Consider the following 25,604-nt stretch of genomic DNA (forward strand, 5'->3'; position numbering starts at 1 on the left):
GGGGGGGGGGGGGGGGGGGGGGGGGGGGGGGGGGGGGGGGGGGGGGGGGGGGGGGGGGGGGGGGGGGGGGGGGGGTGCGGGGGGGGGGGGGGGGGGGGGGGGGGGGCGGGGGGGGGGGTGGGGGGGGGGGGGGGGGCCCCCCCCCACGACCGTGCGGCAGGGGTACCGGGCCCCGACACGACAGCGCCGCCGAGGATGGCTCCTCGGCGGCGCTGTCGTCGTTCGGGTGCTGCGGGTCAGACGATCTGCTCGCCGATCCCGAACTGCAGCGAGCCGTCGGGGCCGGCGGCGGCGTCGAGCGTCTTGTCGTCGAGCAGCTCCGCGGCGCGGGGGTCCAGGAACACCCGAGCCCCGGACGCGTCGAGCACCGCGTCGTCCTCGGCGGGCACGGCGGCCAGGCTCAGCTCCAGGTTCGCGCCGGTCGGGTCGTTGGCGATCCGCAGCCCGCCGGACTCGGGCACCTCGGACTGGCCGAGGATGCCCTTGATCGCCGTGGCGGCGCCGTTGGTGAGGGTCAGCATCGTGCGGGGTCCTCTCGGTTGCAGGGGGCCCAGCCCGCCGGACGTCGATGGCCGGCGGACAAGGCGGTCGACCTGAGACGGTTCGCCTCGCACCACCAACCTCCCCGTCGCCCGGGGCGGGGTCAACCCTCGTCACGCACCCGCAAAGAAGCCCGCGCCTCCCGCACCTGCCGCGCCCACCGCCCCCGCTGCACCCACCGCGTCGGTCGCGGTGATCGGCTGGCCGCTGCCCGCGCGCGTCACGCGACCCGCCCGCACTGCGTGCGCCAGCCCCGCCTCCAGCGCCGGCATCAGCACCGGGTGCAACCGCCGGTGCCCGAACACCGCCAGCGTCTGCGCCACCAGCTGCTCGTGCGTCAACCCGCCGCTCGACCGCAGCAGCGCCACCATCGCGTTCCCGATCTCCTCCGGCGGCACGTGCTCCAGCGGCCGGTCACCCGCCGAGCTCTGCCGGCGGAACCCCACCCACGACACCGGGTCCACGCCCTCCGGCCAGAGCCACTCCGCCGCCGGGTCGGGCAGCAGCGCCAGCAGCTCCGCCATCCGCGCATCGGTCAGCCGCGGCACCTCGAAGGCCCGCGCCGCCCGCCGGGCCAGCCGCTCCCGGTGCACCGGCCCTTCCGCGGCGAGCCCGTCGACCAGCAGCTCCCGCACCAGCCGCGCGATCGCCGGGTCGTCCAGCCGGCGCAGGTCCCGTGGCTCACCCACCGGCCCCGGCGTCCACGGCACGAACGGCTCCTCACCGGGCAACCGCACCGGCGGCACCAGCGGGCGCGCCGGCACCCGACGCGGCGCATCGACAGGATCCGGACCCGATGCCGGGGCCGGGTCCGGCGCGTTCCGTCGAGCACGCGCGGGCTGCAGGGGCGCGGGCAACGCCGCCGGCGGCCGCGCCGCCCGCACCGCGTCCGCCAGCCGGTCGAGCACGGCCTCCCGGTCGGCCAGCCACTCCGGCAGCCACACCCGCTCCACCGCCCAGCCGCGCGCGGTCAGCGCCCGCACCGGCAGCTCCAGGCGATCGCCCAGCGTCGCCGCGTCGTCCGGCCCGTCGAGCAGCACCGCCACCCGTGGCCGCCCGGGCTCGCCGGCCGGGGCCAGCGCCACGTCGACGCGGAACCCGGACAACCCGACGTCCGTCCGCACCGCCAGCCCGCGGTCCCGGAGCGCCGCCGCCACGTCATCGCGGTGTGCGTCCGGCACCGGTGCCGGCGCACCGTCCCGGGGCGCCGCCGCGGCACCGTCGGTGACGACGTCCAGCAACGCGCGCAGTTCCCGCACACCACGTTGCGCGGTGCGCGCCGGCACCAGCGCCGCCGGCGGGAACGACGCGAACACCAGCAGCTGGCGGCGGGCCCGGGTGACGGCGGCGCGCAGCCGCCGTTCCCCACCGGTCCGGTTGAGCGGCCCGAGGTCCAGCGACAGGTCACCACGCTCGTCCAGCGAGGCACCGAGGGACAGCAGCACGACGTCCCACTCCCCGCCGCGCACCGACCCCACCTCGCCCACCCGGAGCTGACCGGAGGAGAGCGCCGCGCCGATCCGGAGATCGGGCGCCGCGTGCAGCAGCTCCTCGACCAGCCGGCGCTGCCCGGCGTGCAGGGTCAGGACGGCGAGCGACGGCACCGCACCGGGGGAGTCGGCGAACCCCCGCGCCACCTCCGCCACCACCGCCGTCGCCTCCGCCTGGTTCGTGCCGGCAGACGGCCCGGTCAGGGTGAACCGGCCGTCCACCGCCACCAGCGCGAGCGCCGGCCCCGGCGCGGCCGCGGGGAAGGTGCGCACCCGGTGCGCCGCGTTCGGGACCGCGAACAGCAGCTCCCTCTCGCTGCGGTGGTGCCAGGCCAGCTCACGACGGGGCACGCCGGCGCGCAGGCAGGCGGCCAGCAGGCCGTCGTCGTCCGTGACCGGCTGGTCGCCGACCACCACCGCGGCGGTGGCCCGCCCCAGCGGACCCAGCGCGTCGGCCACCGGGAGCCGGCCGGCGTCGGCCAGCACGACCAGGTCGAAGGAGCCCGGCTCGGGCGGCAGCAGCCGGGCCACCTCGTCGGGGGTGGCGAGCACGCAGCTGCCCGGGGTGGCGGTGGCCAGCACCCGCCCGGCGGCGGTGGCCCGGGTCGCCGCGGACGCCGCCAGGAACCGGCGCACCGCCGTCTCCTGCGCCCGGGCGTCGGCGGCCGTCAGCCCGGCGGCCGCGGCCCGCTCGGTGACCGACGCCTCGGCCAGCCCCCGGTCGAAGGCGGCGACCGCCTGCTCGGCCGGGACCGCCCCGGAGACCAGCGCGTCCCGCATCCCGGTGAGCCCGGCGGCATCCAGCAGGTGCACCGCGCGCAGCAGGTCCAGCCAGTGCGCCAGCGACGGCAGGCCGAACTCCTCGATCGCCCGCCCGGCCCGGGTCTCCTCCCAGCGCGTCACCAGCCGGCGGTCACCGGCCCAGGCCAGCAGCCGCTCCGGGGTGGTCGCGCAGGCGCCCGGCAGCTCGGCGAAGGCCCGCTGCAGCGCCCGGACGGCGGCGGCCCGGGCGGGGTCGGGGGTGGCGGCGGTGTCGAGGAACCGGCGCAGCGCCGGGGTGTACGCCGGGTTCGCCCGCAGCGCCGCGGCCAGCCGGCGGGCGGCCTCCACCTGGGCGTCGAACCGGTCGATGTCGGTGAACGGGTTCCAGTTCCACGGCAGGTCGACCCCGGGCAGCTCCCGGGCCCGCGCGGCGAGCTCGCGGGCGGCGGCCTGCACCGCGAGGAGCTCGTCGGCCAGCACCGGCACCTCGGCGGGCGGCACCTGCGCGTCCGGCAGCAGGGCCGGCGCCAGCTCGGCGAGCACCGCGGCCAGCCGCTTGCCCCGGCCGATCCGGCCCGAGGCGGCCGCCTGCCGGGCGTTCTCGGCGATCGCGGCCAGCGGCAGGTCCAGCACCGCGGGATCGGCGACGTCCAGCCCCGGGTGCTCCTCGGCGCGGAACAGGGCGACGTCGGCGCGCAGCTCGGCGACCTCCTCCTCCCACTCCGCGGTGCCCGCGCGGTCCAGGTCGGCCAGCGGCACGGCCGGGCCGTCGAGCAGCGTGGCGACGGCGGTCAGATCCGCCGGGGTCGGGGCGGCCGTCACCACCCGGGCCACGGGGCCGGGGGGCACGGCGTCCAGCGCCCGGTCGACGGCGCGGACCGCGGCCTGCACGGCCACCGGGTCGACGTCGGCGGAGTCGAGGAACCCCCACGGGTGGCCGGGGTGGGGCCCGGTGCGGGCGGCCACCTCCGGGAGGTCGGCGAGGGCGGCCCGCACCGCCGCCGTCGTCCGGGCGGAGGCGTTGACCACGAACGCGGGAGGCACCGGCAGCGACGGGACCGCGGAACCGGCCGCCAGCAGCGCGGCGGAGGCGTCGTACAGCGACAGGCCCGCCGAGTTGGGCGCGTGCAGCCGCGCGGCGTACCCGGCCAGCTGCTCCCGCAGCGGGCGCAGGTCCGGGACGTCGGAGCGCGGCGGCTCGGGTGCCGGGTCGCCGGTGACCAGGGCGGACAGGCCGGCGTCGGCCAGCCGGGCGGCCACGGCGTCCAGCGCGTCGCGGCGGGGCGCCACCACGAGCACCCGCCGGCCCGCCGCGGTCACCGCGGCGACGGTGCTCGCCACCGTCTGCACCTTCCCGGTGCCCGGCGCGCCGAGCAGCACGAAGGTGCGCCCGGCGAGCGCGTCGGCGACCGCGGCCAGCTGGCTTGCGTCGGCCGGTAGGGGGAGGGTCGGCGCCAGCTCGTCGAGGTCGGCGTCGGCCGGCTCCTGCGGCGGGAACGGCTGGCCGGGGCGCAGCAGCACCGGCACCAGCGGGTTGCGCAGCGCGGCGGCTCCCAGGTGCTCGGCGTCCTGCCGCACCCGGGAGGCCGCGGCCGGCAGCAGCGCCAGGTCCGCGGTCGGCTCGACCCGGGCCGACGCACCGCTGCGGGCCAGCGCCTGGCGCACCGCGACCACCACCGCGGCCGGGTCCGGCCCGTCCGGCACCGGCAGCGCGACCCCGTGCCGACGGCGCAGCTCGGCGAACAGCTGGGCGTTTCCGGTGGTGCCCCCGGTCGGGTCGGCGACCAGCCGGAACGAGCCGTTGGCGCCGGCGGTGAGGACGACGGGCACCAGCACCAGCGGGGCGCGCACCGATCGGCCGTCGGGCTCCCAGGTGAGCGAGCCGAGCGCCAGGCACAGGTCGTTCGTGCCGGACTCCTCGACGACCGCGCGGGCCCGCTCGGCCAGCGCGCCGACCTGCTCGGCGTACCCGGCCGACGGCAGCTCGGTGTAGAGGCCGCCGTGCTCGGCCAGCAGCTCGGCCAGCTGGTGCGCCGGCAGGTCGCGGGCTGCGCGGATGCCCCGGCGGCGGGCGGCGGCGCCGAGCTGGTCGGCGGGCAGCAGGGTCAGCGGGGCGCCGCCGGCCAGCCGCTCGGCGAGCACCGGCAGCCGCCCGGCGGGCACGGTGAGGGGGAGGGCGGCGGTGAGGTCCAGCGGCTGCGGGGCGGGCAGGGTCGCCAGCGCCGTGGCCAGCGGCGTCGCCGCGCGCGGGCGCGGCCCCAGCGGCCGGACGCCGTCGGCCCGGGCCCGGTGCACGTCGGTGACCCCGAGCAGCCGGTGCCGGTCGCCGGTGAGCCAGGTGGCGGCCGCCGTCCGGTGCAGGTCGCCGAAGGTCGCGGGCGGGGCGCCGGCGTGCAGCAGCGCCGGCTCGACCAGCTGGATCGCGCCGTCGGCGACCAGCTCGGCCAGCTTGGCGACGTCGGTGGTCGCGGTGTGCGCGGCGCCCGGGCCGCGGCGCCACCAGCCGAGGAAGGCGTGCGCGGGGCCGGCGTCGTCGGCGGTGATCCACACCAGCGGCCGCAGCCCGGCGTGCTCGAACGCGGCGGCGAGCGTGAGCACCGTGTCCAGGCCGCTGCCGGCGCGCTCGTCGAGCACCTCGGTGGGGGTGCGGACCCGCTGCGGCACGTCGGCCCAGCAGGCGGCCGCCGGCAGCGGGCGGACGCCGCGGCGCCGCATCGCCTCGACGATCGCCGCCGCGGCCTGGTCCAGCTGCGCGGGGTCCAGGCGTGCGGGGTCGAGGTCGGCCAGCTCGGGGCGGCCGGTGCGCTGCCGCAGGTGGTCGGCGGCGGCGCCGACCAGCCCGGCCACCGCCGGGTCGTCGGGGCGGACGTGCGCGGCGAGCAGCTCCAGCGCCAGGGGAGCCGGCGCGGCCAGCCACTGCCCGGCACCGAGCACCCGCACCTCGCTGCTCGACCGGCCCAGCAGCTCGTCGTCGTGCTCGACCTGCACCTCGACGTGGCCCCGCGCGGGGTCGGTGGCCGCGCCCATCGCCACCGGGTCGAGCAGCAGCGGCACGTCGAGCAGCACGGTGGGCCGGCCGGGCAGCAGGTCGGTCCGCAGCTCGACCGGCGCGGCGAGTGATCGCCCGTTGCTGGTGACGGCGACGGTGACCCGGGCACCCCGCCGTTCCCGCGCCGCGGTGAGGACCAGCCGGGGAACCACCGGGACGCCGAGGGAGGCCAGCGCCTCGCCCAGCACGGGGACGCACTCGGCCTCGATCGTCACCGGCTGCTGCGGGCACGGGGAGTCGCCCATGGAACCTGTCTACCCCGGCCGGACCGGGGAGTCCGGGAGCCCGGCCGGGATGTGACGGATGAGGTCCGCGCGTCCCGGCCGGCCCGGAGTGCTCAGGGGACGACGACGGCGCGGCCGCGGATCGTGCCCGCGTGCAGCCGCCGGTAGGCTCCCGGCGCCTCGTCGAGGGTGAACCGCTCGACCTCCACGTGCACCGCACCGGCCCGGGCCAGGTCGAGGACCTCCATCAACTCGGTCCGGGTGCCCCAGTACGGCGCGCGCACCGAGGCGCCCATCGGGGTGGAGAAGAACCCCGTGGGCAGCGTGCCGCCGCCGATGCCGACGATCTGCACCACCCCGCCGATCGCCACGACCGAGCGGGCGAGCTCGAGGGTGGCCGGGGCGCCGACGATGTCGAACACCGCGGGCGCGCCCACCCCGCCGGTCAGCTCGCGGATCGCCGCGGCCGCACCGGCGTCGGAGCGGAGCACGTGGTGCGCGCCCACCTGCTTCGCCAGCTCCAGCTTCTCGTCGCTGATGTCCAGCGCGACCACCGTCGCCCCGGAGATCGCGCGCAGCAGCTGGATCGCCACGTGCCCGAGCCCGCCGGCGCCGATCACCACCGCCGTCCCACCCGGCGGCAGCGCGCCCAGGCTGGAGACGATCGCGTGGTAGGGCGTGAGGCCGGCGTCGGTGAGCGAGACGGTGGCCACCGGGTCGAGGTCGCCCAGCGGCACCAGGTGCCGGACGTCGTCCACCAGCATGTACTCGGCCAGCGCGCCGGGGGAACCCAGCCCGGGCGGCTGGATGCCGAGCTCGGCGGCGCGGGTGCAGTAGTTCTCCGCGCCGCGGGCGCAGGCGTGGCAGAGACCGCAGCCCCACGGGCCGTACACCGCCACCGGGTCGCCGACCGCGACGCCGGTGACCCCGTCGCCCAGCGCGTCGACGACGCCGGCGCCCTCGTGACCCAGGGTCAACGGCAGCCCGTACGTGTACTGCTCGGCCGGCAGGCCCATGACGAACGCGTCGGAGTGGCACAGCCCCGCGGCGGTCACCCGCAGCCGCACCTGGCCCGGGCCCGGCTCCGGGGTGGGCACCTCCACCACTTCCGGCTCGCCGCCGATCGTCCGGTACTGCACCGCGCGCATGGCTCTCCTCCGCTCGTCCCGGCCGGGCGGTCGCCCGGTCCGCGACGGACGCTAGGTGCGCGCCGGCGCGTGCGGGAGGGTCGGGAGACCCTGCCGCGTCAGGACCAGCGGGTGAGCTTCGCCGGGTTCATCACGATCCAGACGTCGGTGGCCCGGTCGCCGGCGACGCCGAGGGTGAGCAGCCCGCGGACGGCGTCGCTGTCGCGCCAGAGCCAGCCGACGCCGTCCCCGGTGGTCACCTCCTCGAGGGCGACGTCGGGGTTCTTCGCCAGCAGCCCGAGCAGGAACCGCGCCACGTGGTCGGCCCCGCGCACCGGGTTGCGGGCGGCGCGGACCACGCCGCCGCCGTCCGAGCGCAGCGTGACCTGCGGGTCGAGCACCGCCACCAGCGCGGTGAGGTCGCCACCGGCGCAGGCCGCGGCGAAGGCCCGCACCACCTCGTCGCGCCGGGCCCGCGGCGGGGTGCCGGCGCGGGCGGCGTCGACCCGGCGGCGTGCGGACGTCGCCAGCTGCCGGCACGCCGCGGGGGAGCGCCCGACCGCCTCGGCGATCTCGCCGAACGGCAGCGCGAAGACGTCGTGCAGCACGAACACCACCCGCTCGGCGGGGGTCAGCGACTCCAGCACGACGAGCAGCGCCAGGCCCACCGAGTCGGTGAGCGCCGCCCGCTCGGCCGGGTCGTCGACCGCGTCCACCGGCACCGGCTCGGGCAGCCACTCGCCGACGTAGCGCTCCCGGCGGGCGCGCGCCGATCCGAGCGCGTCCAGGCTGACCCGGCTCACCACCCGGGTCAGCCACGCGGCCGGGCGCTCGATCGCCGCCCGCTCGTCGTCGGACAGCCGGTACCAGCGGGCGAAGGTCTCCTGGACGGCGTCCTCCGCGTCGGCCACCGTGCCGAGCATCCGGTACGCCACGCCCATCAGGTGCCCGCGCTGCTCCTCCACCGTCACCCGGGCAGCCTCACACTCCGGGGGGCTGCGTCGTCAACAGGGCATGACACCACCGCAGCAGCTGAGGATCGCCGTCGCCGGGGCCACCGGGGTGGTCGGCACGCACGTCGTCACGCACGCCCGGGCGGCCGGGCACACCGTCGTCCCGCTCTCGCGCGGCACCGGGCAGGACGTCACCACCGGCGCCGGGCTGGCCGAGGCGCTGGCCGGCGCCGACGTGGTCGTCGACGTCACCAGCGTCGTGACCACGAAGGCCCGGGTGGCGGTGGACTTCTTCACCCGCGCCACCGGGAACCTGCTCGCCGCCGAGCAGGCCGCCGGCGTCGGGCACCACGTGGCGCTGTCGATCGTCGGCATCGACGGGGAGACCAGCGGCTACTACGCCGGCAAGGTCGCCCAGGAGCGGCTGATCGCCGCCGGCCCGGTGCCCTGGACGGTGTTGCGGGCCACCCAGTTCCACGAGTTCGCCCCGCAGCTGGTCTCCCGCACGGGGTTCGGGCCGTTCGTCGTCGTCCCGGCCCTACGGGCGGCGACGGTCGCCGCGAACGAGGTCGCGGCGGCGCTCGTCGCGCTCGCCGAGGGGGCGCCGCGCGGGCGGGTGACCGACCTCGGTGGCCCGGAGGAGGCCGAGCTCGCCGATCTGGTGCGCCGCTGGCTCGCCGCGACCGGGCAGCGCCGCCGGGTGCTGCGGGTGCCGCTGCCGGGGGCGGCCGGGCGGCGGATGCGCGACGGCAGCCTGGTCCCCGCGCCGGGCGCCGACCGCGGCCGGGTGCGCTTCGACGAGTGGCTGGCGGGGGCGGCCGCCGGGGTGCGCTGACCTGGCGGCCGGCCGGCGGTTTCGACGGCGGCGACCTGGGCACGCGCGGTACATGCGCCCTCGCTCAGGTCCGAGCCCGCACGCCCCGGTCGGCCGGGGAGCAGCCCGATGAGGGTGCGCGGTCTGCTCGAGCGGGCCACCGGGGCGGTCGAGCGGTGGGAGCTGCTCGACGCGCCGGGCTACCAGCTCGAGCACGGCGTCGCGCTGACCTTCCTGCTCACCGGCCGGTGGGCGCGGCCGCTGCAGGACCTGCTGCACGGCGTGTGGCTGGGGCACCCCCTGCACCCGGTGCTGGTGACCGTGCCGATCGGGGCGTGGAGCAGCGCGCTGCTGCTGGACGGTCTCGACGCCGCCGGTCGCGGTGGACCGGCGACCGGCCAGGCCGCCCGCACCGTGGTCGGGCTCGGGATCACCGGCGCCGTCGCCTCGGCCGCCGCCGGCCTGACCGACTGGCAGCACGCCCACGACGGAGCCCGGCGGGTGGGCGTGGTCCACGGCGCCGTCAACACCGTCGCGCTGGGGCTCTACAGCTGGTCGTTCGCCGACCGCTCCCGCGGGCGGGCGGCCCGGGCCCGGGTCACCGCCGCGGCCGGCTTCGCGCTCACCCTGGCCGGCGGCTTCCTCGGCGGCGCGTTGTCCTACCGGCACCGGCTGGGGGTCGACCACAGCGAGCGCAGCAGCGAGCCACGCCGGTTCACCCCGGTCGCCGCGGCGGCCGACCTGCCCGAGGGCGAGCCGGTCGGCGTCGACGTCGACGGCGTCCCGGTCGTGCTGGTCGCCACCGACGGCGAGGTGCGCGCCGTCGGTGGCCGCTGCCCGCACCTCGGCGGGCCGATGGGGGAGGGGTGGCTGCACCGCGGCGAGCTGGTCTGCCCCTGGCACGGCTCCCGGTTCTCGCTGGCGGACGGCGAACCGGCCCAGGGACCGTCGACCGCGCCGCTGCCCTGCTTCGACACCCGCGTCCGCGACGGGCAGGTCGAGATCCGCCGGCGGGCGCACTGGCGCAGCCCGACGGCGGTCACCACGGTCGAGGAGGCGTCCCGATGAAGGCCGACGAGGTGCTCACCGCCCACCACGACGTGCTGCGGGGCCTGCTCCGCGACCTCGCCGAGACCACCCCGGGGCAGACCGACCGCCGCCGGCGGCTGCGCGACGAGCTGCTGCGGGAGCTGGAGGTGCACACCCAGATCGAGGACGAGCTGTTCTACCCGGCGGTCAGCGACGTCTCCCCGCTGCTGTCCCTCGCGCACGCCGAGCACCGCCAGATCGACGATCAGCTGGCCGTCGTGATGCGGCTGCCGCTGGACGACCCGGAGTTCACCGCCGAGGTGCGGATGCTCGAGTCGACGCTGCGGCACCACACCTTCGAGGAGGAGGAGCGGATGTTCCCCCAGTCGCACGCCCTGGGGGAGGAGCGCCTGGAGCAGCTGGGCGGGCAGCTGCAGCAGCGGCAGCGCGAGCTGGCCCGGTCCGGCGGAATGCGGCTCATCATCCGGCTCAAGCGGGCCACCCTGCGCACCCGCCCCTGACGTTTCGCCGAAATGGCCATTCTGGCGAACGTCAGGGGCGGCGCCAGACGGAGACGTGCGACGTGCTCGACGCGGTGAACGGCGACCGGTCCCAGCCGGCCCACCGGTGCTCGGGCTCCAGGCCGGCCAGCTGCGCCATCAGGTCCAGCTCGGCGGGCCACACGTAGCGGAACGGCACCCGGACCACGCCCCCGCCGACGCGGTGGTGGTGGGACACCAACCCCTGGGTGACGACGTCGTACTCGTCGAAGCCCAGGTGCTCATCGGTCAGCGCGAAGGCCCGCACCGTCTCCCCGGGTGGCAGCCGCTGCAGCGCCGGGACCATCACCTCCACCACGAACCGGCCGCCGGGGGCGAGGTGGGCGGCGGCGTTGCGGAAGGTGGCGACCTGCCCGGCCTGGGTGGTCACGTTCATGATCGTGTTGAAGACCAGGAGGACCAGGGAGAACGGGCCCGGCACCCGGGTGGAGGTCATGTCGCCCTGCCGGGCCTCGACCGCGTGGGCGCCGGGCTTCACCCGCAGCCGGGCGAGCATCGGCTCGGAGGTGTCGATGCCGCTCACCGGGACACCGCGGGCGGCCAGCGGCAGTGCGATCCGGCCGGTGCCGACGGCGAACTCCAGTGCCGGCCCGCCGTTCGCGAGCTCGGCCAGCAGGTCGACCGCCGGGCCCACCACCTCGGGCGCGGACGCGCCGTCGTCGTCGTAGGTGGCGGCGACCTGCTCGTCGAAGAACACGCTGCGCAGCCTGCCGAGCCGGCTGCCCTCCCGCGACCGGTTTGCTACCGGGCCAGCGCCGCCCGCACCCCGGCGGCGTACCGCTCCGGCTGCTCCCAGGCGGCGAAGTGCCCGCCGACGGGCTCCTCGCGCCAGTCGCGGACGGTGAACACCCGCTCGGCCACCGACCGCGACGCGGGCACCAGCTCGTGGGGGAACTGCTGCACCACCGTGGGCACCTCGATGCGCGGGAACACCGGGCTGCGCTGCACGTACGGGCCGAACGAGGTGCCGATCGCGCCGGTGAACCAGTAGGCGCTCACCCAGGTCAGCAGCTCGTCGCGGGTCCAGACCGACTCGACGTCGCCGCCGCAGTCGCTCCAGCCGCGCAGCTTCTCCACGATCCACGCGGCCAGCCCGGCGGGGGAGTCGCCGAGCCCGACCGCCAGCGTGTGCGGCCGGGGCGCTTGCTGGGCCAGGTAGCCGTCGGTGGCCCGCCAGGTGTCGGCGCGCTCGCGGTGGGCGCGCTCGTCGTCGGTGCGGGGCTCCGCCGTCGTCGCCGCCAGCGGCACGTCGGTGACGTGCAGTGCGGCGACCTGCTCGGGGTAGGTGGCGGCCAGCGCGACGGCGACGCCGCGGCCGATGTCGCTGGCGGAGACGACGTAGCGGGCGTACCCCAGGTCGGTCAGCGCCTCGGCGACCAGCTCGGCCATCTCCGCCGACGACATCGCCGGCGCGGGTGCGGCGAACGGGTAGCCGGGCAGCGCCGGGGCGACGACGTGGACGTCCCGCAGCAGCGGCAGCACCCGCTCGAAGCGCAGCACCGAGTCCGGCCAGCCGTGCAGCAGGACGACGGCCGGCGCATCCGGGTCGGCCGCCCGCTGGTGCACCAGCCGCAGCCCGCTGGACAGCGCCCAGGGCAGGGCGCGGATCCGTTCCTCGTGCGGGCGCCAGTCGTAGGTCTCCGCCCAGGAGTCGAGCAGGTCGGCGAGGTAGCCGGGCTCGGTGCCGCGGCCCCAGCCGGCGACGTCGGTCAGCGGCACCGGCCGCCAGCCGCGCAGCCGGGCACGCAGGTCGTCCACGTCGGCGGCGTCGACCGGCGGGGGAGCGGCGTCGTCCATGGTGACCTCTCAGCCCGGGGAGAGACGGAAGACCGGCCAGCCGATCTCGGTGCGCCACTCTGCCGCATCCGGGGTGTCCCGGGGACCCACCAGCTACGTCTCCCGCACCGGCCGGTCCGGTGCCGGGGGTCCGCCCGGCGTGCCGCCGGGGCACAGGAAGGTGTGGCATCGTTTCGTCCGTCAGCTGGTGGGCTGAGCGTCGGCCGGATCGTGCGGCCGGTGTGCCGGCCCCCGCGTCACCCCGCCCGGCGCAGCGCCGGTGCGGCGCGCCGGGCGAGGGAGCTCCGTCCCCGTGCGGCGCGAACCCGAGACCCGACAGGACGAGGCACTACACCATGAGCACCGACGGCACGAGCACGCCCGAGACCACCCCCGGCCAGCCGGGGGCGACCGCCGCCGGCGCCGCGACGGCCCCCGCGGCCGGGCAGCCCACCGACCCCGACACCACGGGCGCTGCGGACCCGGCCACCGGTGACGAGGGGGAGCCCGGCTGGGTCAGCCGGCACACCAGCACCCTGATCGCGCTGATGGTGGCGGTCATCGTGGTCGCCGTGGCGATCACCGGCCTCGTCCTGTGGCGCGACCGGATGGCCGACCGCAACGCCGAGACCGAGGCGGCGTTCCGCCAGTCCGTGGCGTCGCAGGGCGCCCAGGTGTCGACCGTGGAGTGCAACGGTGACATCTGCAGCGCGATCATCGGCGGCTCGGCCTACACCGTGCTGGTCCAGGAGGACGAGCAGGGCGTGCAGCAGTTCGGCGTCGCCGCCTTCAGCGGTCGCTGAGCCCCGACCTGCTGCGCCCCGCCGCCCACCCGGGCGGCGGGGCGCTGTCGTCTGCCGGGCACTCCGCCGGCCGCCGGCTGGGGCGGGCAGGGCCGGTGGGTCGGATGGGGCGACGCCGGGTGCGGCCTGGCCGCCGGCGGCCGCCCGGCGACCTAGCGTGGACGCCGATCCGCCGCGCCGCCGACCGAGAGCAGGCTCCACCGTGCACCAGCCCGTCGTCCGGCGTCCCCGTCGAGTTCTCCGAGCCGCACTGCTGATCGGCGCGGTGCTCGCCGGCACCGTCGGCTGCGGTGGGGGCACCGAGCCGGTCGCCGAGCCGGCGCCCACGTCGTCCACCCCTCCGCCGCCGCCCCCGCCCCCGGTGCTGTGGCCGCTGACCGGGGTGGAGAGCGGTGAGGTGCCGCCCCGCCCGGCGCTCGCGGTGAAGATCGAGAACTCGGTCGCCGCGCGGCCGCAGACCGGGCTGAACGCCGCTGACATGGTCTGGGAGGAGGTCGTCGAGGGCGGTATCACCCGCTACGTCGCGGTCTACCACTCCACGTTGCCGCCGCAGATCGGGCCGGTGCGCTCGGTGCGGCCGATGGACGCGGCGATCGCCGGCCCGCTGCACGGCCTGTTCGCCTTCTCGGGCGGGCAGCGGCCGTTCATCGACGCCGCCGCCGACGCCGGACTGCAGATCATCAGCCAGGACGCCGGCGCGCCCGGGTTCGCGCGGATCGACACCCGTTCGGCGCCGCACAACGTCTACGCCGACCCGACGGCGCTGGTCGCCCAGGCCGATGCCGGGCACCTGGCCGCGCCGCCGCCCCAGTTCGAGATCGCTCCCGCCGACGGCCAGCCGACCGCCGTCGTCGGCGGCGCACCGGCGACCACCCTGCAGCTGAAGCTGTCGGGGGTGAGCCGGCCGCAGTGGACGTGGAGCCCGCCGGACGGTCGATGGGTGCGGGCGGAGGGCACCACGCCCGCGGTCGAGGCCGACGGGACGCCGCTGCGCGCGGTGAACGTGGTCGTGCTGCGGGTCGACGTGCAGAACACCGCGTTCACCGACCCGGCCGGCAACCCGGTGCCCGAGACGGTGCTGACCGGCACCGGCGCTGCGGTGGTCGCCACCGGTGGCCACACCGTGCAGGCGACCTGGACCAAGGCCGGCGTCGCCGACCGGTTCATCCTCACCGGGCCCGACGGGATGCCGGTGCAGCTGGGCGCGGGCAACACCTGGGTCGAGCTGGTGCCCAACGGCACCGGGGACGTCGTCGTCGGCTGAACCGCGGACCGCCCGGGGCTGCTGTTCCTGCTGTGACGGGCGGGTCGTCGCGCACGCGCCGGTCACCGGAACGGCGGCCCCGGCCTGGCAGCCTCCTCCGGGTGCGCTGCCCCTTCCTCGTGCCGGCCGGTACCGGTCGCGCCGTCGTCGGCGGGCGGTACCTGGGCTGGCGTGATCGGAGCGTGCGATGAACCGAGACGGGCAGCGTCCCCTGCCCGCGCGCCTGGACCCGCGCGTGGGCCGGCCCCCGCGGAGCGCGGCGGGAGCCGACGGTGCGGGCCCCGGCGCCCGGCGGACCGCCGTGCTCGTGCGGTGCGTCGCCGCGGTGCTCAGCGCGGTGCTGCTGGCCGGGAGCGGCTGGGGCTGGAACCTGGCCCGGGTCGCCGAGGCCAGCGTCAGCCGCACCGACGCCATCCCCGACAGCGGCAACTCCGACGTCAACGGCGGTGCGCACGCCGGGTCGGAGATGAACCTGCTGCTGGTCGGGATGGACTCGCGCAAGGGCCTGACCCCCGAGCAGCAGCGGCTGTTCAGCACCGGTGAGGCCGACGGGGTGCTCAACACCGACTCGATGATGCTGGTGCACGTGCCGGCCGACGGGTCGGCCGCGTCGTTCGTCTCGCTGCCGCGGGACACCTACGTGTCGATCCCGGGGTACGGCAAGGGGCGGCTCAACTCCGCCTACGCCCGTGGTCACAACGCCGCGCCGGGCGGGGAGGTCGAGAAGGACGCCGCCGGGGCGCAGCTGCTGGTGCAGACGGTCAGCCAGTTCACCGGGCTGCGGATCGACCACTTCGCGGAGATCAACCTGCTGGGGTTCATCAACCTCAGCACCATCGTCGGCGGCGTGGAGGTCAACCTCTGCGAGGCGACCCGGGACGTCTACTCGGGTGCGGACTTCCCGGCCGGGGTGCAGACGATCACGGGGGCGGACGCGCTGAAGTTCGTCCGCCAGCGGCACGGTCTGCGGTCCGACCTGGACCGGGTGGTGCGGCAGCAGGTCTACATCGCCGGGATGCTGCGCAACGTGCTCTCCTCGAACCTGCTGCTCGACCTGGGCAAGCAGCAGGCGATCGTCGAGCAGGTCGGCAGCAGCATCACCTTCGACCGGGGGCTGGACGTCTTCGACCTGGCCGCCCAGATGCAGAACGTGCAGCCGGGCAACCTCAGTTTCCAGACCATCCCGGGTCTCACCGACGCCACGGTCGACGGCGCCGACGTGCTCCAGCCGCCCAGCCAGGCGGTGGTCAACGACTTCTTCGCGTCGCTGACCGCCGACCCTGCGCCCGCCGCCCCGGCGGCCGCGCCGTCCAGCGCGGCCCCGGCCCTGGCGCCGTCGGCGGTCACCGTGAGCGTGCTCAACGGCTCCGGCGTCTCCGGCGCCGCGGCCACCGCGGCCACCACGCTGACGGCCGGGGGCTTCCAGGCTTCCAGCGGCGGCAACGCCACCAGCACCGGGACCACGACGGTGCGGCACCGCACCGGGGAAGAGGCCGCCGCTGCGCTGGTCGCCGCCCAGCTGCCCGGCGCGGCGGTGGCCGTGGACGACAGCCTCCCGGCGGGCGCCGTGCAGCTGGTCATCGGCGGTGACTACAACGGCGTCGGTCAGGCGGTCACCGTCGCGGCGCCGGCGTCCAGCGGCCTGGAGACCAACGAGCGGACGGCGACCGACACCACCTGCATCCACTAGGCCGGGCGCCGGTCCGGTGACGCCTCCCCGATGAGACGTGGAGTGCGTCGCGCGCTGGTGGTCCGGACCACCGGGGTGTGGTCGGAGAACCTTGTGCTCTGCTCACGCCCGGTGAGCAGAGCACAAGGTTGCCCGACCCCCTAGTCGTACGGGTTGGTCAGGACCGGGCGGGCCTGCAGCACGGTGAAGCTGACCGGCGGGCCGTCGGTGGTCGTGGTTCCTGGGACGTCGGCCTGCACGCCGCCGTCGACGGAGAACGTGGCGCCCCAGGTGGTGGTGAGGTGGGCGGTGTAGGTGCCCGAGCCGTACTCGTGGGTGATCGAGTGATCGGGGTACGGAGCGCCGGGGTGGTCAGTGGTCAGGGTGGTGCCGTCGCCGGTGTGCCAGGTGTAGCCGGTGGCGGTCGCGGTGATGACGACGTCGAAGCCGCGGATGTCGACGGTGAAGGTCTGGGTCGACGGGCTGTCGGTGTAGAAGATCACCGGGAGGTTGGTGAGCGCGTTCCCCGGTGGCTGCTGGCGCGTCTCCAGCTCAGGCAGCGGCAGGGTCTGGAAGTAACGGAACACCTCATCCGGCGACGGCGGCGGGTTCAGATCGGTCACGTCGACGCAAGAGAAGCCCTCGTTGGTGACCGGGCCATACGTCTCGCCAACGGCCCGGTCTTCCTCGGGCTCCATGCCGTCTATCGAGCGCCTGTCCTCTTGTACAAGCCGCTGACTCAGGACGACGAAGCCTATGACCACGCGGCCCGGCACAGTGGCGCAGGTTTGTGTGCCTGGCTCACACCCACCCAGGGTGCCGTCCGTGAGAACGCACGGACGTATGAGCACGTAACTCCGTTCTGACAGGCCACGGTTGCTTGCCCGCCGGAAGGATGCACCCGGACCGCCTTCAACCACCGAAGCGGTGACGGCTCCTGAGTCCACTCGAACGTCTGGATCCGGTGGCGTACAGGAGATTCCTTCGCAGGCGACTGCGGGAGAACTGAAGAAGGCGATTCCGGCGACTGCGGTAAGGAGGATGGCGAGAAAGCGCTTGGTCATAACTACTCGTTGGTGATCAGCTGGTTCATGACCCAATATCGGTCGCTTACGCTCCACGTCATCGAAACGCCCGCGCTGACGCGAACCTCTTCCTCGCCCCGCCCGGGCACCGGTTCACCCTGAGCGTCGACAACGCTAATCGGCGCTTGAGTCAAAGAGAAGCCGAACTCTGCTACGGAGCCGCTGATTGCCGGCGGGGCGGAGCTAACTATGGTTAGTTGTCCGCCGCGGTACTCATACCCCGCAGCCGCGTCCTCGTCGTATCGGTCTGCCATGAACGTGCAGAAGTCGCAGTCGCGGCTGAGGTCCCGGAGCGGCTGTCCGTCCACGCCGGCCTGGTGCGTGATCAGGTCGAGGTAGTACCGCAGCCCGGCTTCGGCGCCCTCGGGCGTCATCTCTCGGGCCTCGTCCGGCATCGGTAGATCCGGTGGCCCGAGGGGCGGCAGGGCCTCGCTCGACTCGGCAGCGGTCGCGCTCGCCGACGGCAGGGTCTCGCTGGCCTGCTGCTCGCTCGAGCAGCCGGCGAGCACCGCCACGCCGATGGTCAGCGCCGCCGCCAGTCGAACCCGCCGCATCCGTCGTCCTCCCGAGTGCCTGCGCACAGTTGCCGGGAGACTACGCAGCTCCGTGGGCCGACCGCCGCCGTCGTCACCCGATCTGTGGACAAGCAGGCGAAGCCCAACTCCGGGTCCGGGGGAGCGGGGCCCCACCGCTTCGGCCCAAGCACACGCATCGGTTCAGTCACGGCCGGTGGGGATCGCGGCGGATCGTCCTCCCACCACGGACAATGACCGCGATGTCTCGACAGGCCGACCCCGGCGACCAACTCCCGCTGCCGTTCCCTCCGACCCGCGGGCAGAGGGTCCGCCAGGTGGCCCTGCGGGCCAGGCACGTCGCCGCCCGCGTCCTCGAGGTCGTCATGCGCTGGGTGCTCCGGATCGCGCTCCCGCTGCTCGGGGCGGCGGCCGCGCTGCAGGCCTTCCCGTACCACGCCACCGTCCAGGGCATCCCGTTCGAGGTGCAGGGCAGCCTCTTCAGCCGCCCGGTCCTGTCGGCCGACACCACCCTGGGCAACTGGGAGTTCCCCGACTTCGTCGGCCTCCCCATCGGCGTGCACATCTCGCCCGAGGACGTCGACATCCTGCAGATCACCCGCGCCGCCGAAGGTGACCTGCCGGCCTTCGTCGAACGGCTGCAGGCCGACTTCGCCGCCCAGGTGCCCCAGATCGCCACCTGGCTGGTCGCGGAGGCGCTCCTCGGCATCGCATTCGGCCTGGCCGCGGCCGCGGCCGTCAACATGTCCGTCCGCTACCTGCGCGGCCGGTCACGCCGCCCCCACGAGCTCCGTCACCGGGCCAAGCAGCTGGGCGCCGCCGGCCTGGCGCTCGCGGGCGTCACGGTGTTCGGCGTCGTCAGCTACAACCCCGACTGGGTGCGTGAGTCGCGCCTGACCGGCTCGCTGGCCGCCGCGCAGCTGTTTCCCGAGCAGCTCAGCCAGTACTACACGCAGCGGTCCAAGGCCCTCGACGTCCTCGGCTCGGTGGTCGGCATCCAGGCCGAACTGCAGTCGCAGGTCGAGGACGACCAGACTCCGCAGCCCGCGTTGCAGATCATGTACATCTCCGACATGCACCTGGCGGCCAACTACCCGCTGGTCGCCCTGTACGCAGCCACCTACGACGTCGACCTGATCATCAACACCGGCGACGAGGGCGCCTTCGGCCCCGCGTTCGAGCTGACCCCCGGCTACCTCGACGCGCTGCGGGCGGTCACCGCCGAGACACCGATGCTCTGGATCGCCGGCAACCACGACTCCCCGGACACCGAACGCGTGATGCGGACCATCCCCGGCGTCACCGTGCTGGGCAGCAAGACCGCCACCGTCGGCGGCTTCGACGTCTCCGCAGGCCTGGTCGACGCCTTCGGGCTGACCATCGCCGGCCTCCCCGACCCCCGGGTCTACGGCGGCCCCGGCGAGTACGGCGCCGACGCGGCGTCGGTCGTCGAACCGCTGCAGCGGCGCGCCGTCCAGGAGGCCCTCGCGGTCGACGAGCCCACGGTGGTGGCCGCCCCGACCACCAGCGGCTCGACGTCCGCGCCGACCGCGGACGGCAGCCAGCCCACCAACGGGTCCGGGCCGGCCACCGGCACCGCCACCGGTGACGGCGAGGTCGTCGACACCAGCACGATCGACGTGTTCGCCGTCCACGAGCCGGTCGCCGCCGAGGAGGTGCGCGAGGTGCTGGACGACCGGGTGCGGCTCACCGTCTCCGGCCACGTGCACAAGCAGAACGCCAGCGACGAGCTGCAGGACGGCGACGGGGCGATCAACCTGATCGAGGGCTCCACCGGCGCCGGCGGCCTGGACAACATCGTCCGCGGCGAGGACCGGCCGCCGATCAGCTTCTCCATCGGCTTCGTCTCCCAGGCGTGCCAGTTCACCCGGATCATGCGGTTCCAGGTGACCCCGGAGGACACCGCCGTCCTCACCGACCCGGCCACCGCGGCCGAGGCGCAGCCGCCGCAGGCCTTCGGCGACGACGTCACCGCCTCCACGGTCTTCTTCCGCCCGCAGGACGTCGACCCCGACCGCACCTGCGACGTCGACCTGGGCATCAGCGACGAGCGCCCCTGGCCGACCGACGACTGACGGGGCCCACCCCGGCGGCGGCGTCCCGGTGGGCCGGTCCGCCTGCGCTGCACCCCGGACGGCGCAGGCGAGTTCGTCACGCCCAGGCGGCGCACCTGACACTGGGCCGGTGCCGACACGACGCAGCGCCGGGATCCTGCTCCACCGGGCTGGGGCGGCCGGCCCGGAGGTGCTGATCGGGCACATGGGCGGGCCGTTCTGGGCGCGCAAGGACGACGGCGGCTGGTCGATCCCCAAGGGCGAGCTGGAACCCGACGAGGACGCCTTCGCCGTCGCCCTGCGTGAGGTCACCGAGGAGCTCGGCTCCCCGGTGCCGGCCGAGGACTTCACGCCGCTGGGCGAGGCCCGGGTGACCAGCGGCAAGGTGCTCACCGTCTGGGCAGCCGAGGGCGATCTCGACGCCGACGCCGCGGTGAGCAACACCTTTCCGCTGGAGTGGCCGCCACGCTCGGGGCGGGTGCAGGAGTTCCCCGAGATCGACCGGGCCGCCTGGTTCGACCTGGCCACCGCCCGCAGCAAGCTGGTGAAGGGCCAGGTCGTCTTCCTCGACCGCCTCGCCGCCCACCTCGCCACCTCCTGAGGGCGAAGATGGCCATTCCCGCCCCAGGGGAGAGGCGGAAATGGCCATTTCGGCGGCGGGGGCGTCAGTCGCCCTTGACGTTCACCACCTGGCGGAGGGTGTGCCGGATCTGCACCAGGTCCGCGGCGTCGCGCATGACGACGTCGATGTCCTTGTAGGCGTCGGGGTGCTCGTCGAGGAACGCGTCCGAGTGACCCCAGGCGATGCCGGTCATCCGCGCGTCCAGGTCGGCCCGGCTGAACAGCCGCCGGGCTGCGTTGCGGGAGTGGTTCCGCCCCGCCCCGTGCGGCGCGGACGTCAGCGCCGCCTCGTTGCCCAGCCCCTCGACGACGTAGGACGCCGCGCCCATCGAGCCGGGGATCAACCCCGGCTGGCCCTTCCGCGCGGAGATCGCACCCTTGCGGGACAGCCACACGTCACGCCCGGAGTGCCGCTCGCGCTCGGTGTAGTTGTGGTGGCACTGCACCGTCTCCAGCCGCTGGACGTCGTCCTTCAGGAACCGGCCGACCTGCTCGACGACCCGGTCCATCATCTCCTCGCGGTTCAGCCAGGCGAACCGCTGCGCCCAGCGCAGCGCCTCGATGTAGGTGTCGAACTCCGGCGTCCCCTCCTCCAAGTACGCGAGGTCCCGGTCGGGCAGCTCGATGCCCTGGGCGCGGCACCACTCCTGGGCCCGGCGGATGTGCACCGACGCCAGCTTGTTGCCCACGCCCCGGGAGCCGGAGTGCAGGAACAGCCAGACCCGGCTCTGCTCGTCCAGCGACACCTCGATGAAGTGGTTGCCCGAACCCAGCGACCCCAGCTGCAGCGGCCAGTTGGCCGCCACCCCGGTCGCCTGGTCGGCGCCGGGCAGCGCCCGCAGCTCCTCGACGCGCGGCTCAGCGGTGAACCGCACCTTCTTGTTGTAACGGCCGGCCGACAGCGGGATCGACCGGGAGATCTGCCCGTGCAGCACGCTGAGGTCGCGGCCGGCGAGGTCGGCGGCGTCGAACTGGGTGCGGACGGCCATCATCCCGCAGCCGATGTCGACCCCGACCGCGGCCGGGATGATCGCGCCCTCGGTCGGGATGACCGACCCGACGGTGGCGCCCTTGCCCAGGTGCGCGTCGGGCATCAACGCGAGGTGGGGCTGGACGAACGGCATCGTGGCCGTCCGCTCGGCCTGCTCGCGGGTGCTCGGCTCCAGGATGGACGCCCAGCTCAGCAGGCGTCCGTTGATCTGCTCCATGGTCCTTTCTCTTCTCCGTGGGAGGGCTGGTGGCGCTGCGCAGCCGGTGCAGTCAACGCGCTGAGCACCGCGGGTGCACGCCCTTTACCCGGACGACGGCCCCGGACGCACGGTCCACCCGAGGTCGGAGCGCCACCGGCGGCAACATCACCCGTCAGGCGGACGCGGGGCGACGGGTGCACGGGGTGGACTGGGATCGTCCACCGCACCGACCGAGGAGAACACCGTGCTGGCATCCCACCCGACCGCCTCCCGCCCCCGGCAGGAGGCGGACGACGTGGGGTTCCGGGGGCACCGGTCGCCGCAGTCGGCCAGCCCGGTGCGGCGCCCCTGGTGGGCCCGGCTGGTGCGCCGCCTCGTCGGGGCGGCGCTGGTCCTGGTCGTCCTCGGCGTCGCCGTGCTCGGTGTGGCCTGGGTGGTGACCCCCGACGTCGGTGACGCCCGTGATCGGGTCACCGAGCGGCTGGCCGCCGCCGGCGCCACCCCGCTGGAGGGCGAGCTGCCCGACCGGGTGGTGGCCGCCGTGCTGGCCACCGAGGACGCCCACTTCGAGCACCACGTGGGGGTCGACTGGCGTGGGGCGCTGCGGGCGCCGATCGGTGCGGTCACGGGCCAGGACCTGGGTGGGTCGACGCTGGACCAGCAGCTGGCCAAGAACGTCTACGAGGACGGCGAGGCGGGGTTCCTGGACCGGGTCTCCGCCGTGGTGCTCGCGCTCAAGCTGGACGCCGAGTGGTCCAAGGAGGACCTGCTGCGGATGTACCTCGACGACGCCTACTTCGGCCACGGCTTCACCGGCGTGGTCGACGCGGCCCGGGGCTACTTCGGGCTGGCGCCGGACGAGCTCAGCTGGACCCAGGCCAGCCTGCTGGCCGGGCTGCTGCAGGCGCCCAGCGCGTACGACCCGCTGAGACACCCGGAGCGGGCGGCGGCCCGGCAGGCGCACGTCCTCGACCGCCTGGTCGCCGTCGGCGAGCTCACCCGGGCCGAGGCCGACGACGTCGCCGACGACGACTGGGCGCTGACCGGCTGAGCGCGCGTTCCCTCCCGTTTCTGCCGCGCGCGACCCGGGCACCGGGCAGGCGACAGCGGAGACGACACGAGGGGAACCCCATGCAGGTCGGCTACAAGCTCGCCACCGAGGCGTTCGGCCCGGCGCAGATCATCGAGCAGACGGTGGCGGCCGAGGAGGCCGGCTTCGACTTCGTCGAGCTCAGCGACCACTACCACCCGTGGCTGGAGGAGCAGGGGCACAGCGCCTTCACCTGGTCGCTGCTGGGGGCCATGGCCGCGAGGACCGAGCGGATCCACCTCGCCACCGGGGTCACCTGCCCGATGATCCGGTACCACCCGGCGGTCATCGCCCAGGCCGCGGCGACCGTGCAGATCATCTCCGGCAACCGGTTCACCCTGGGCATCGGCGCCGGCGAGCGGCTCAACGAGCACGTCGTCGGTGGTGGCTGGCCGGCGGTCCGGATCCGACACCACATGCTCCGCGAGGCGCTGGAGATCATCAACCTGCTCTGGCAGGGCGGCTACCAGTCCTACGAGGGGAAGTACCTCACGCTGGAGGACGCCCGGGTGTTCGACCTGCCCGACCAGCTGCCGGTGATCGCCGTCGCCGCCGGTGGGCCGGGCGCGGCCAAGCTGGCCGCCGAGCACGGCAGCGGCCTGTTCGCCACCGACGCCGACCCGTCGCTGGTGCAGGCCTACACCGAGCACGGCGGCAGCGGCCCCCGCTACGCCGAGGTGCCGATGGCCTGGGCCGAGACCGAGGACGCCGGCGCGCAGGAGGCGCTGCGGACCAGCCGCTGGGCGCTGTCGGGCTGGCCGGTGATGAGCGAGCTGCCGAACCCGGTCAACTTCGACGCCGCCAGCAGCACGGTGACCGTCGAGGACGTCAAGGGCCAGTTCTCCTGCGGCCCGGACGTCGACCGCCACGTCCAGCAGGCGCAGCCCTACGTCGACGCCGGCTTCGACCACATCGTGCTGCAGAACGCCGGCCCGGACCCGGACGGGTTCATGCAGGTCGCCAAGAGCGAGCTGATCGAGCGGGTCCGGTCCCTCACCCCGTCGTCCTGATGCCGGTGGTGCCCGCACCGGCCGGCGCGGGCACCACCACCGGACGCCGCGACGGTCACCGATGAGCCGCGAGGAACGCTGGGAACGGCGGCTGGCGCTGCCGGTGCTGGTGGCTGCCCTGGCGTCCATCCCGGCGATGTTCCTGACCTTCGCCGGCGGCACGCTCGGCACCGCCGGCCGCACGATCGACGCCGTCAGCGGTCTGGTGCTGGTCGCCGAGACGGTGGTGCTGCTGGCGGTCGCCGAGGACAAGCGGGCCTGGCTCCGCGCGCACCGCGGGATGGTGCTGCTCACCGTCGGGGTGGTGGTGGCGATCGTGCTCGCGGTCGGGCCCGTCCAGGTGCTGCGGCTCATCCGCACGGTGGGCGCGCTGCGAGTGCTGCGCGCGGGCCGGATCGTGCGGGCCGCCCGGGTGCTGGCCGCCCGGATCGGGTTGGCCGGCCGGGGAGCGCACCTGTTCGCCGGGATCGCCGGGACGCTCGTCGCCGTCTTCGTCGGGGTGGTGCTGGCCGACCCGACGTCGCGGTCCCGGTCGCTGCTGACCGCGGTGGTCGGCCCTATCGGCACCCCGGCGGTCGTCGTGCTCTCCGTCCTGGCGGGTGCGCTGCTGGGCGGGGCGACCTACCTGCTCGCCCGGGACAGCGACGAGGGCGACGAGGACGACGGTGAGAAGGAGGGCGACGAGGACGACGGTGATGAGGAGGGGGCCGGGGACGGCGCCCGGCCTGCCGCCGGCTAGACCTACCGCCCGCCTTCGCCGGCGACGTCGCCGGGACCCGGCGCTCTTCCCGGGGCGCCGCGACCTCCGGCGCCACCTGGACGCCGTGGACCGGAACGCCTGACCGGCGGTGGTTGGGGCAGCGCCACCCGGGGCACCCACCAGTCCTGGACCACAACGAGACGTGAGGAGGCAGCCATGGGGCTGTTCGGCAAGATGGCCAAGGCGGGCCTGGCGAAGAAGGCGATGAACGAGGCACGCAAGCCGCAGAACCAGCAGAAGCTCAAGAGCGCGTTCTCGTCGCTGACCAACCGCGGCAACAGCGGTGGCAAGTCGAGCGGCACGCGCCGGGGCTGACGCCTGAGCGGAGGGACGGCGGGTCATCCTGCCGACCTCCGCAGGGTTCCTGCCATCCGGCGGGGAACGTCGGAGCGAGGGGCACGGACGCGGTCAGACTGCCGTCCGTGCCCCTCGACGTCCCGCTACCCGGTTCCGCCGCCGCCCGCGCTGCCCGCGAGGTGGCCGCGGCCTTCTCCTCGCCCGCGCTGCTCGCGCACAGCGACCGCTCGTACCTCTGGGCCGCGGAGTACGGCCGGGCCCGCGGCATCGGCTTCGACGCCGAGCTGCTCTACGTCGCCGCGATGCTGCACGACCTCGGTCTGGTGCCGGTCTTCGACAGCGACACCGTGCCGTTCGAGGAGGCCGGCGGAGCTGTCGCCTGGGTGTTCACCGCCGGTGCGGGCTGGGACACCGACCGGCGGCGGCGCGTCTCGGACGTGATCGTGCGGCACATGTGGGCCGAGGTCGACGTCGAGGCCGATCCCGAAGCGCACCTCCTGGAGCTCGCCACCGGCCTGGACGTCTCGGGGCGGCGACCCGAGGACTGGCCGGACGACTTCCGCGCGCAGGTGCTGGCCCGGCACCCGCGGGGCGGGCTCGCCGAGGAGTTCCTCAGCTGCTTCACCGCGCAGGCCCGCCGCAAGCCCGCGTCGCTCGCCGGCCGGTTCGTCGCCGGTGGCTTCGCCGAGCGCGTGCGCGCCAACCCGCTGGACCACTGACCCCACCGGCCGCGGCCCGGCCCGGTCAGAACCGTGTTTCGGGGGGGGGGGGGGGGGGGGGGGGGGGGGGGGGGGGGGGGGGGGGGGGGGGGGGGGGGGGGGGGGGGGGGGGGGGGGGGGGGGGGGGGGGGGGGGGGGGGGGGGGGGGGGGGGGGGGGGGGGGG

The 25,604-nt window shown here is 75.7% G+C and carries 22 protein-coding genes; 13 read left to right on the forward strand and 9 right to left on the reverse strand.

The window, feature by feature from the left end; translation table 11 throughout:
- Nucleotides 1–236: 236 nt before the first annotated feature.
- The 4 genes from ACI79A_RS18780 to sigJ all read right to left on the reverse strand — a co-directional run bounded on the left by ACI79A_RS18780 (nt 237) and on the right by sigJ (nt 8,163).
- Entirely contained in the window at nt 237–521 is a 285-nt protein-coding gene (locus ACI79A_RS18780; RefSeq protein WP_457085279.1) for a Fe-S cluster assembly protein HesB, read from the reverse strand.
- 132 nt (nt 522–653) lie between these two features.
- Nucleotides 654–6,086 carry a DUF4011 domain-containing protein gene (locus ACI79A_RS18785; RefSeq protein ID WP_457085280.1) on the reverse strand — a complete coding sequence of 1,811 codons (5,433 nt, stop codon included), beginning with the start codon at nt 6,084–6,086 and terminating at the stop codon, nt 654–656.
- A gap of 92 nt (nt 6,087–6,178) precedes the next feature.
- Nucleotides 6,179–7,213 (reverse strand): NAD(P)-dependent alcohol dehydrogenase, encoded by a 1,035-nt coding sequence (locus tag ACI79A_RS18790; RefSeq protein ID WP_457085281.1) that lies wholly within the window; start codon nt 7,211–7,213, stop codon nt 6,179–6,181.
- Nucleotides 7,214–7,311: 98 nt separating this feature from the next.
- The gene (gene sigJ / locus ACI79A_RS18795; RefSeq protein ID WP_457085282.1) at nt 7,312–8,163 is read right to left on the reverse strand and encodes an RNA polymerase sigma factor SigJ; all 852 of its coding nucleotides are present in this window, start codon (nt 8,161–8,163) and stop codon (nt 7,312–7,314) included.
- Nucleotides 8,164–8,206: 43 nt separating this feature from the next.
- Here sigJ and ACI79A_RS18800 point away from each other — a divergent pair, with 43 nt between their 5' ends.
- The 3 genes from ACI79A_RS18800 to ACI79A_RS18810 all read left to right on the forward strand — a co-directional run bounded on the left by ACI79A_RS18800 (nt 8,207) and on the right by ACI79A_RS18810 (nt 10,509).
- Complete coding sequence (locus ACI79A_RS18800) at nt 8,207–8,980, forward strand: SDR family oxidoreductase (protein ID WP_457085283.1); 774 nt, start codon at nt 8,207–8,209, stop codon at nt 8,978–8,980.
- Between the two features lie 108 nt (nt 8,981–9,088).
- Nucleotides 9,089–10,027, forward strand: coding sequence for a Rieske 2Fe-2S domain-containing protein (locus tag ACI79A_RS18805; protein ID WP_457085284.1), 939 nt, complete (start codon nt 9,089–9,091; stop codon nt 10,025–10,027).
- Complete coding sequence (locus ACI79A_RS18810; protein ID WP_457085285.1) at nt 10,024–10,509, forward strand: hemerythrin domain-containing protein; 486 nt, start codon at nt 10,024–10,026, stop codon at nt 10,507–10,509. Before ACI79A_RS18805 ends, ACI79A_RS18810 begins: the two co-directional genes overlap by 4 nt.
- 31 nt (nt 10,510–10,540) lie before the next feature.
- Here ACI79A_RS18810 and ACI79A_RS18815 read toward each other — a convergent pair whose 3' ends face one another.
- Complete coding sequence (locus ACI79A_RS18815) at nt 10,541–11,245, reverse strand: class I SAM-dependent DNA methyltransferase (protein WP_457085286.1); 705 nt, start codon at nt 11,243–11,245, stop codon at nt 10,541–10,543.
- A gap of 44 nt (nt 11,246–11,289) precedes the next feature.
- Nucleotides 11,290–12,345, reverse strand: a complete 1,056-nt coding sequence (locus ACI79A_RS18820) for an epoxide hydrolase family protein (protein WP_457085287.1) — start codon at nt 12,343–12,345, stop codon at nt 11,290–11,292.
- Between the two features lie 335 nt (nt 12,346–12,680).
- On the opposite strand from ACI79A_RS18820, the gene ACI79A_RS18825 reads away from it, so the two are divergent.
- The 3 genes from ACI79A_RS18825 to ACI79A_RS18835 all read left to right on the forward strand — a co-directional run bounded on the left by ACI79A_RS18825 (nt 12,681) and on the right by ACI79A_RS18835 (nt 16,081).
- On the forward strand, nt 12,681–13,127 hold the full coding sequence (locus tag ACI79A_RS18825; protein WP_457085288.1) for a hypothetical protein: 447 nt from the start codon (nt 12,681–12,683) through the stop codon (nt 13,125–13,127).
- Nucleotides 13,128–13,329: 202 nt separating this feature from the next.
- Entirely contained in the window at nt 13,330–14,391 is a 1,062-nt protein-coding gene (locus tag ACI79A_RS18830) for a DUF3048 domain-containing protein (protein WP_457085289.1), read from the forward strand.
- A 301-nt stretch (nt 14,392–14,692) separates the two neighbouring features.
- On the forward strand, nt 14,693–16,081 hold the full coding sequence (locus ACI79A_RS18835) for an LCP family protein (RefSeq protein ID WP_457085290.1): 1,389 nt from the start codon (nt 14,693–14,695) through the stop codon (nt 16,079–16,081).
- Nucleotides 16,082–16,221: 140 nt separating this feature from the next.
- Here the strand turns inward: ACI79A_RS18835 and ACI79A_RS18840 are convergent, their stop codons facing one another.
- Nucleotides 16,222–16,758 (reverse strand): hypothetical protein, encoded by a 537-nt coding sequence (locus ACI79A_RS18840; protein WP_457085291.1) that lies wholly within the window; start codon nt 16,756–16,758, stop codon nt 16,222–16,224.
- A 368-nt stretch (nt 16,759–17,126) separates the two neighbouring features.
- Nucleotides 17,127–17,699 (reverse strand): DUF6318 family protein, encoded by a 573-nt coding sequence (locus ACI79A_RS18845; protein WP_457085292.1) that lies wholly within the window; start codon nt 17,697–17,699, stop codon nt 17,127–17,129.
- A gap of 296 nt (nt 17,700–17,995) precedes the next feature.
- Here ACI79A_RS18845 and ACI79A_RS18850 point away from each other — a divergent pair, with 296 nt between their 5' ends.
- On the forward strand, nt 17,996–19,774 hold the full coding sequence (locus tag ACI79A_RS18850; RefSeq protein WP_457085293.1) for a metallophosphoesterase family protein: 1,779 nt from the start codon (nt 17,996–17,998) through the stop codon (nt 19,772–19,774).
- 109 nt (nt 19,775–19,883) lie between these two features.
- Nucleotides 19,884–20,354, forward strand: coding sequence for an NUDIX domain-containing protein (locus tag ACI79A_RS18855; protein WP_457085294.1), 471 nt, complete (start codon nt 19,884–19,886; stop codon nt 20,352–20,354).
- 64 nt (nt 20,355–20,418) lie between these two features.
- Here the strand turns inward: ACI79A_RS18855 and ACI79A_RS18860 are convergent, their stop codons facing one another.
- Nucleotides 20,419–21,582, reverse strand: coding sequence for an RtcB family protein (locus tag ACI79A_RS18860; RefSeq protein ID WP_457085295.1), 1,164 nt, complete (start codon nt 21,580–21,582; stop codon nt 20,419–20,421).
- A 226-nt stretch (nt 21,583–21,808) separates the two neighbouring features.
- Here ACI79A_RS18860 and ACI79A_RS18865 point away from each other — a divergent pair, with 226 nt between their 5' ends.
- From ACI79A_RS18865 to ACI79A_RS18885, 5 genes are all read left to right on the forward strand, one after another.
- The gene (locus ACI79A_RS18865) at nt 21,809–22,615 is read left to right on the forward strand and encodes a biosynthetic peptidoglycan transglycosylase (RefSeq protein ID WP_457085296.1); all 807 of its coding nucleotides are present in this window, start codon (nt 21,809–21,811) and stop codon (nt 22,613–22,615) included.
- A gap of 80 nt (nt 22,616–22,695) precedes the next feature.
- Nucleotides 22,696–23,664: a TIGR03557 family F420-dependent LLM class oxidoreductase gene (locus tag ACI79A_RS18870; protein WP_457085297.1), complete on the forward strand. Its 969-nt coding sequence runs from the start codon at nt 22,696–22,698 to the stop codon at nt 23,662–23,664.
- A 61-nt stretch (nt 23,665–23,725) separates the two neighbouring features.
- Complete coding sequence (locus ACI79A_RS18875; protein WP_457085298.1) at nt 23,726–24,403, forward strand: hypothetical protein; 678 nt, start codon at nt 23,726–23,728, stop codon at nt 24,401–24,403.
- Nucleotides 24,404–24,580: 177 nt separating this feature from the next.
- The gene (locus ACI79A_RS18880; protein WP_457085299.1) at nt 24,581–24,739 is read left to right on the forward strand and encodes a hypothetical protein; all 159 of its coding nucleotides are present in this window, start codon (nt 24,581–24,583) and stop codon (nt 24,737–24,739) included.
- A gap of 107 nt (nt 24,740–24,846) precedes the next feature.
- Entirely contained in the window at nt 24,847–25,440 is a 594-nt protein-coding gene (locus tag ACI79A_RS18885) for an HD domain-containing protein (RefSeq protein WP_457085300.1), read from the forward strand.
- Nucleotides 25,441–25,604 lie beyond the last annotated feature (164 nt).

The sequence above is a fragment of the Modestobacter sp. SYSU DS0657 genome, from assembly GCF_054050925.1.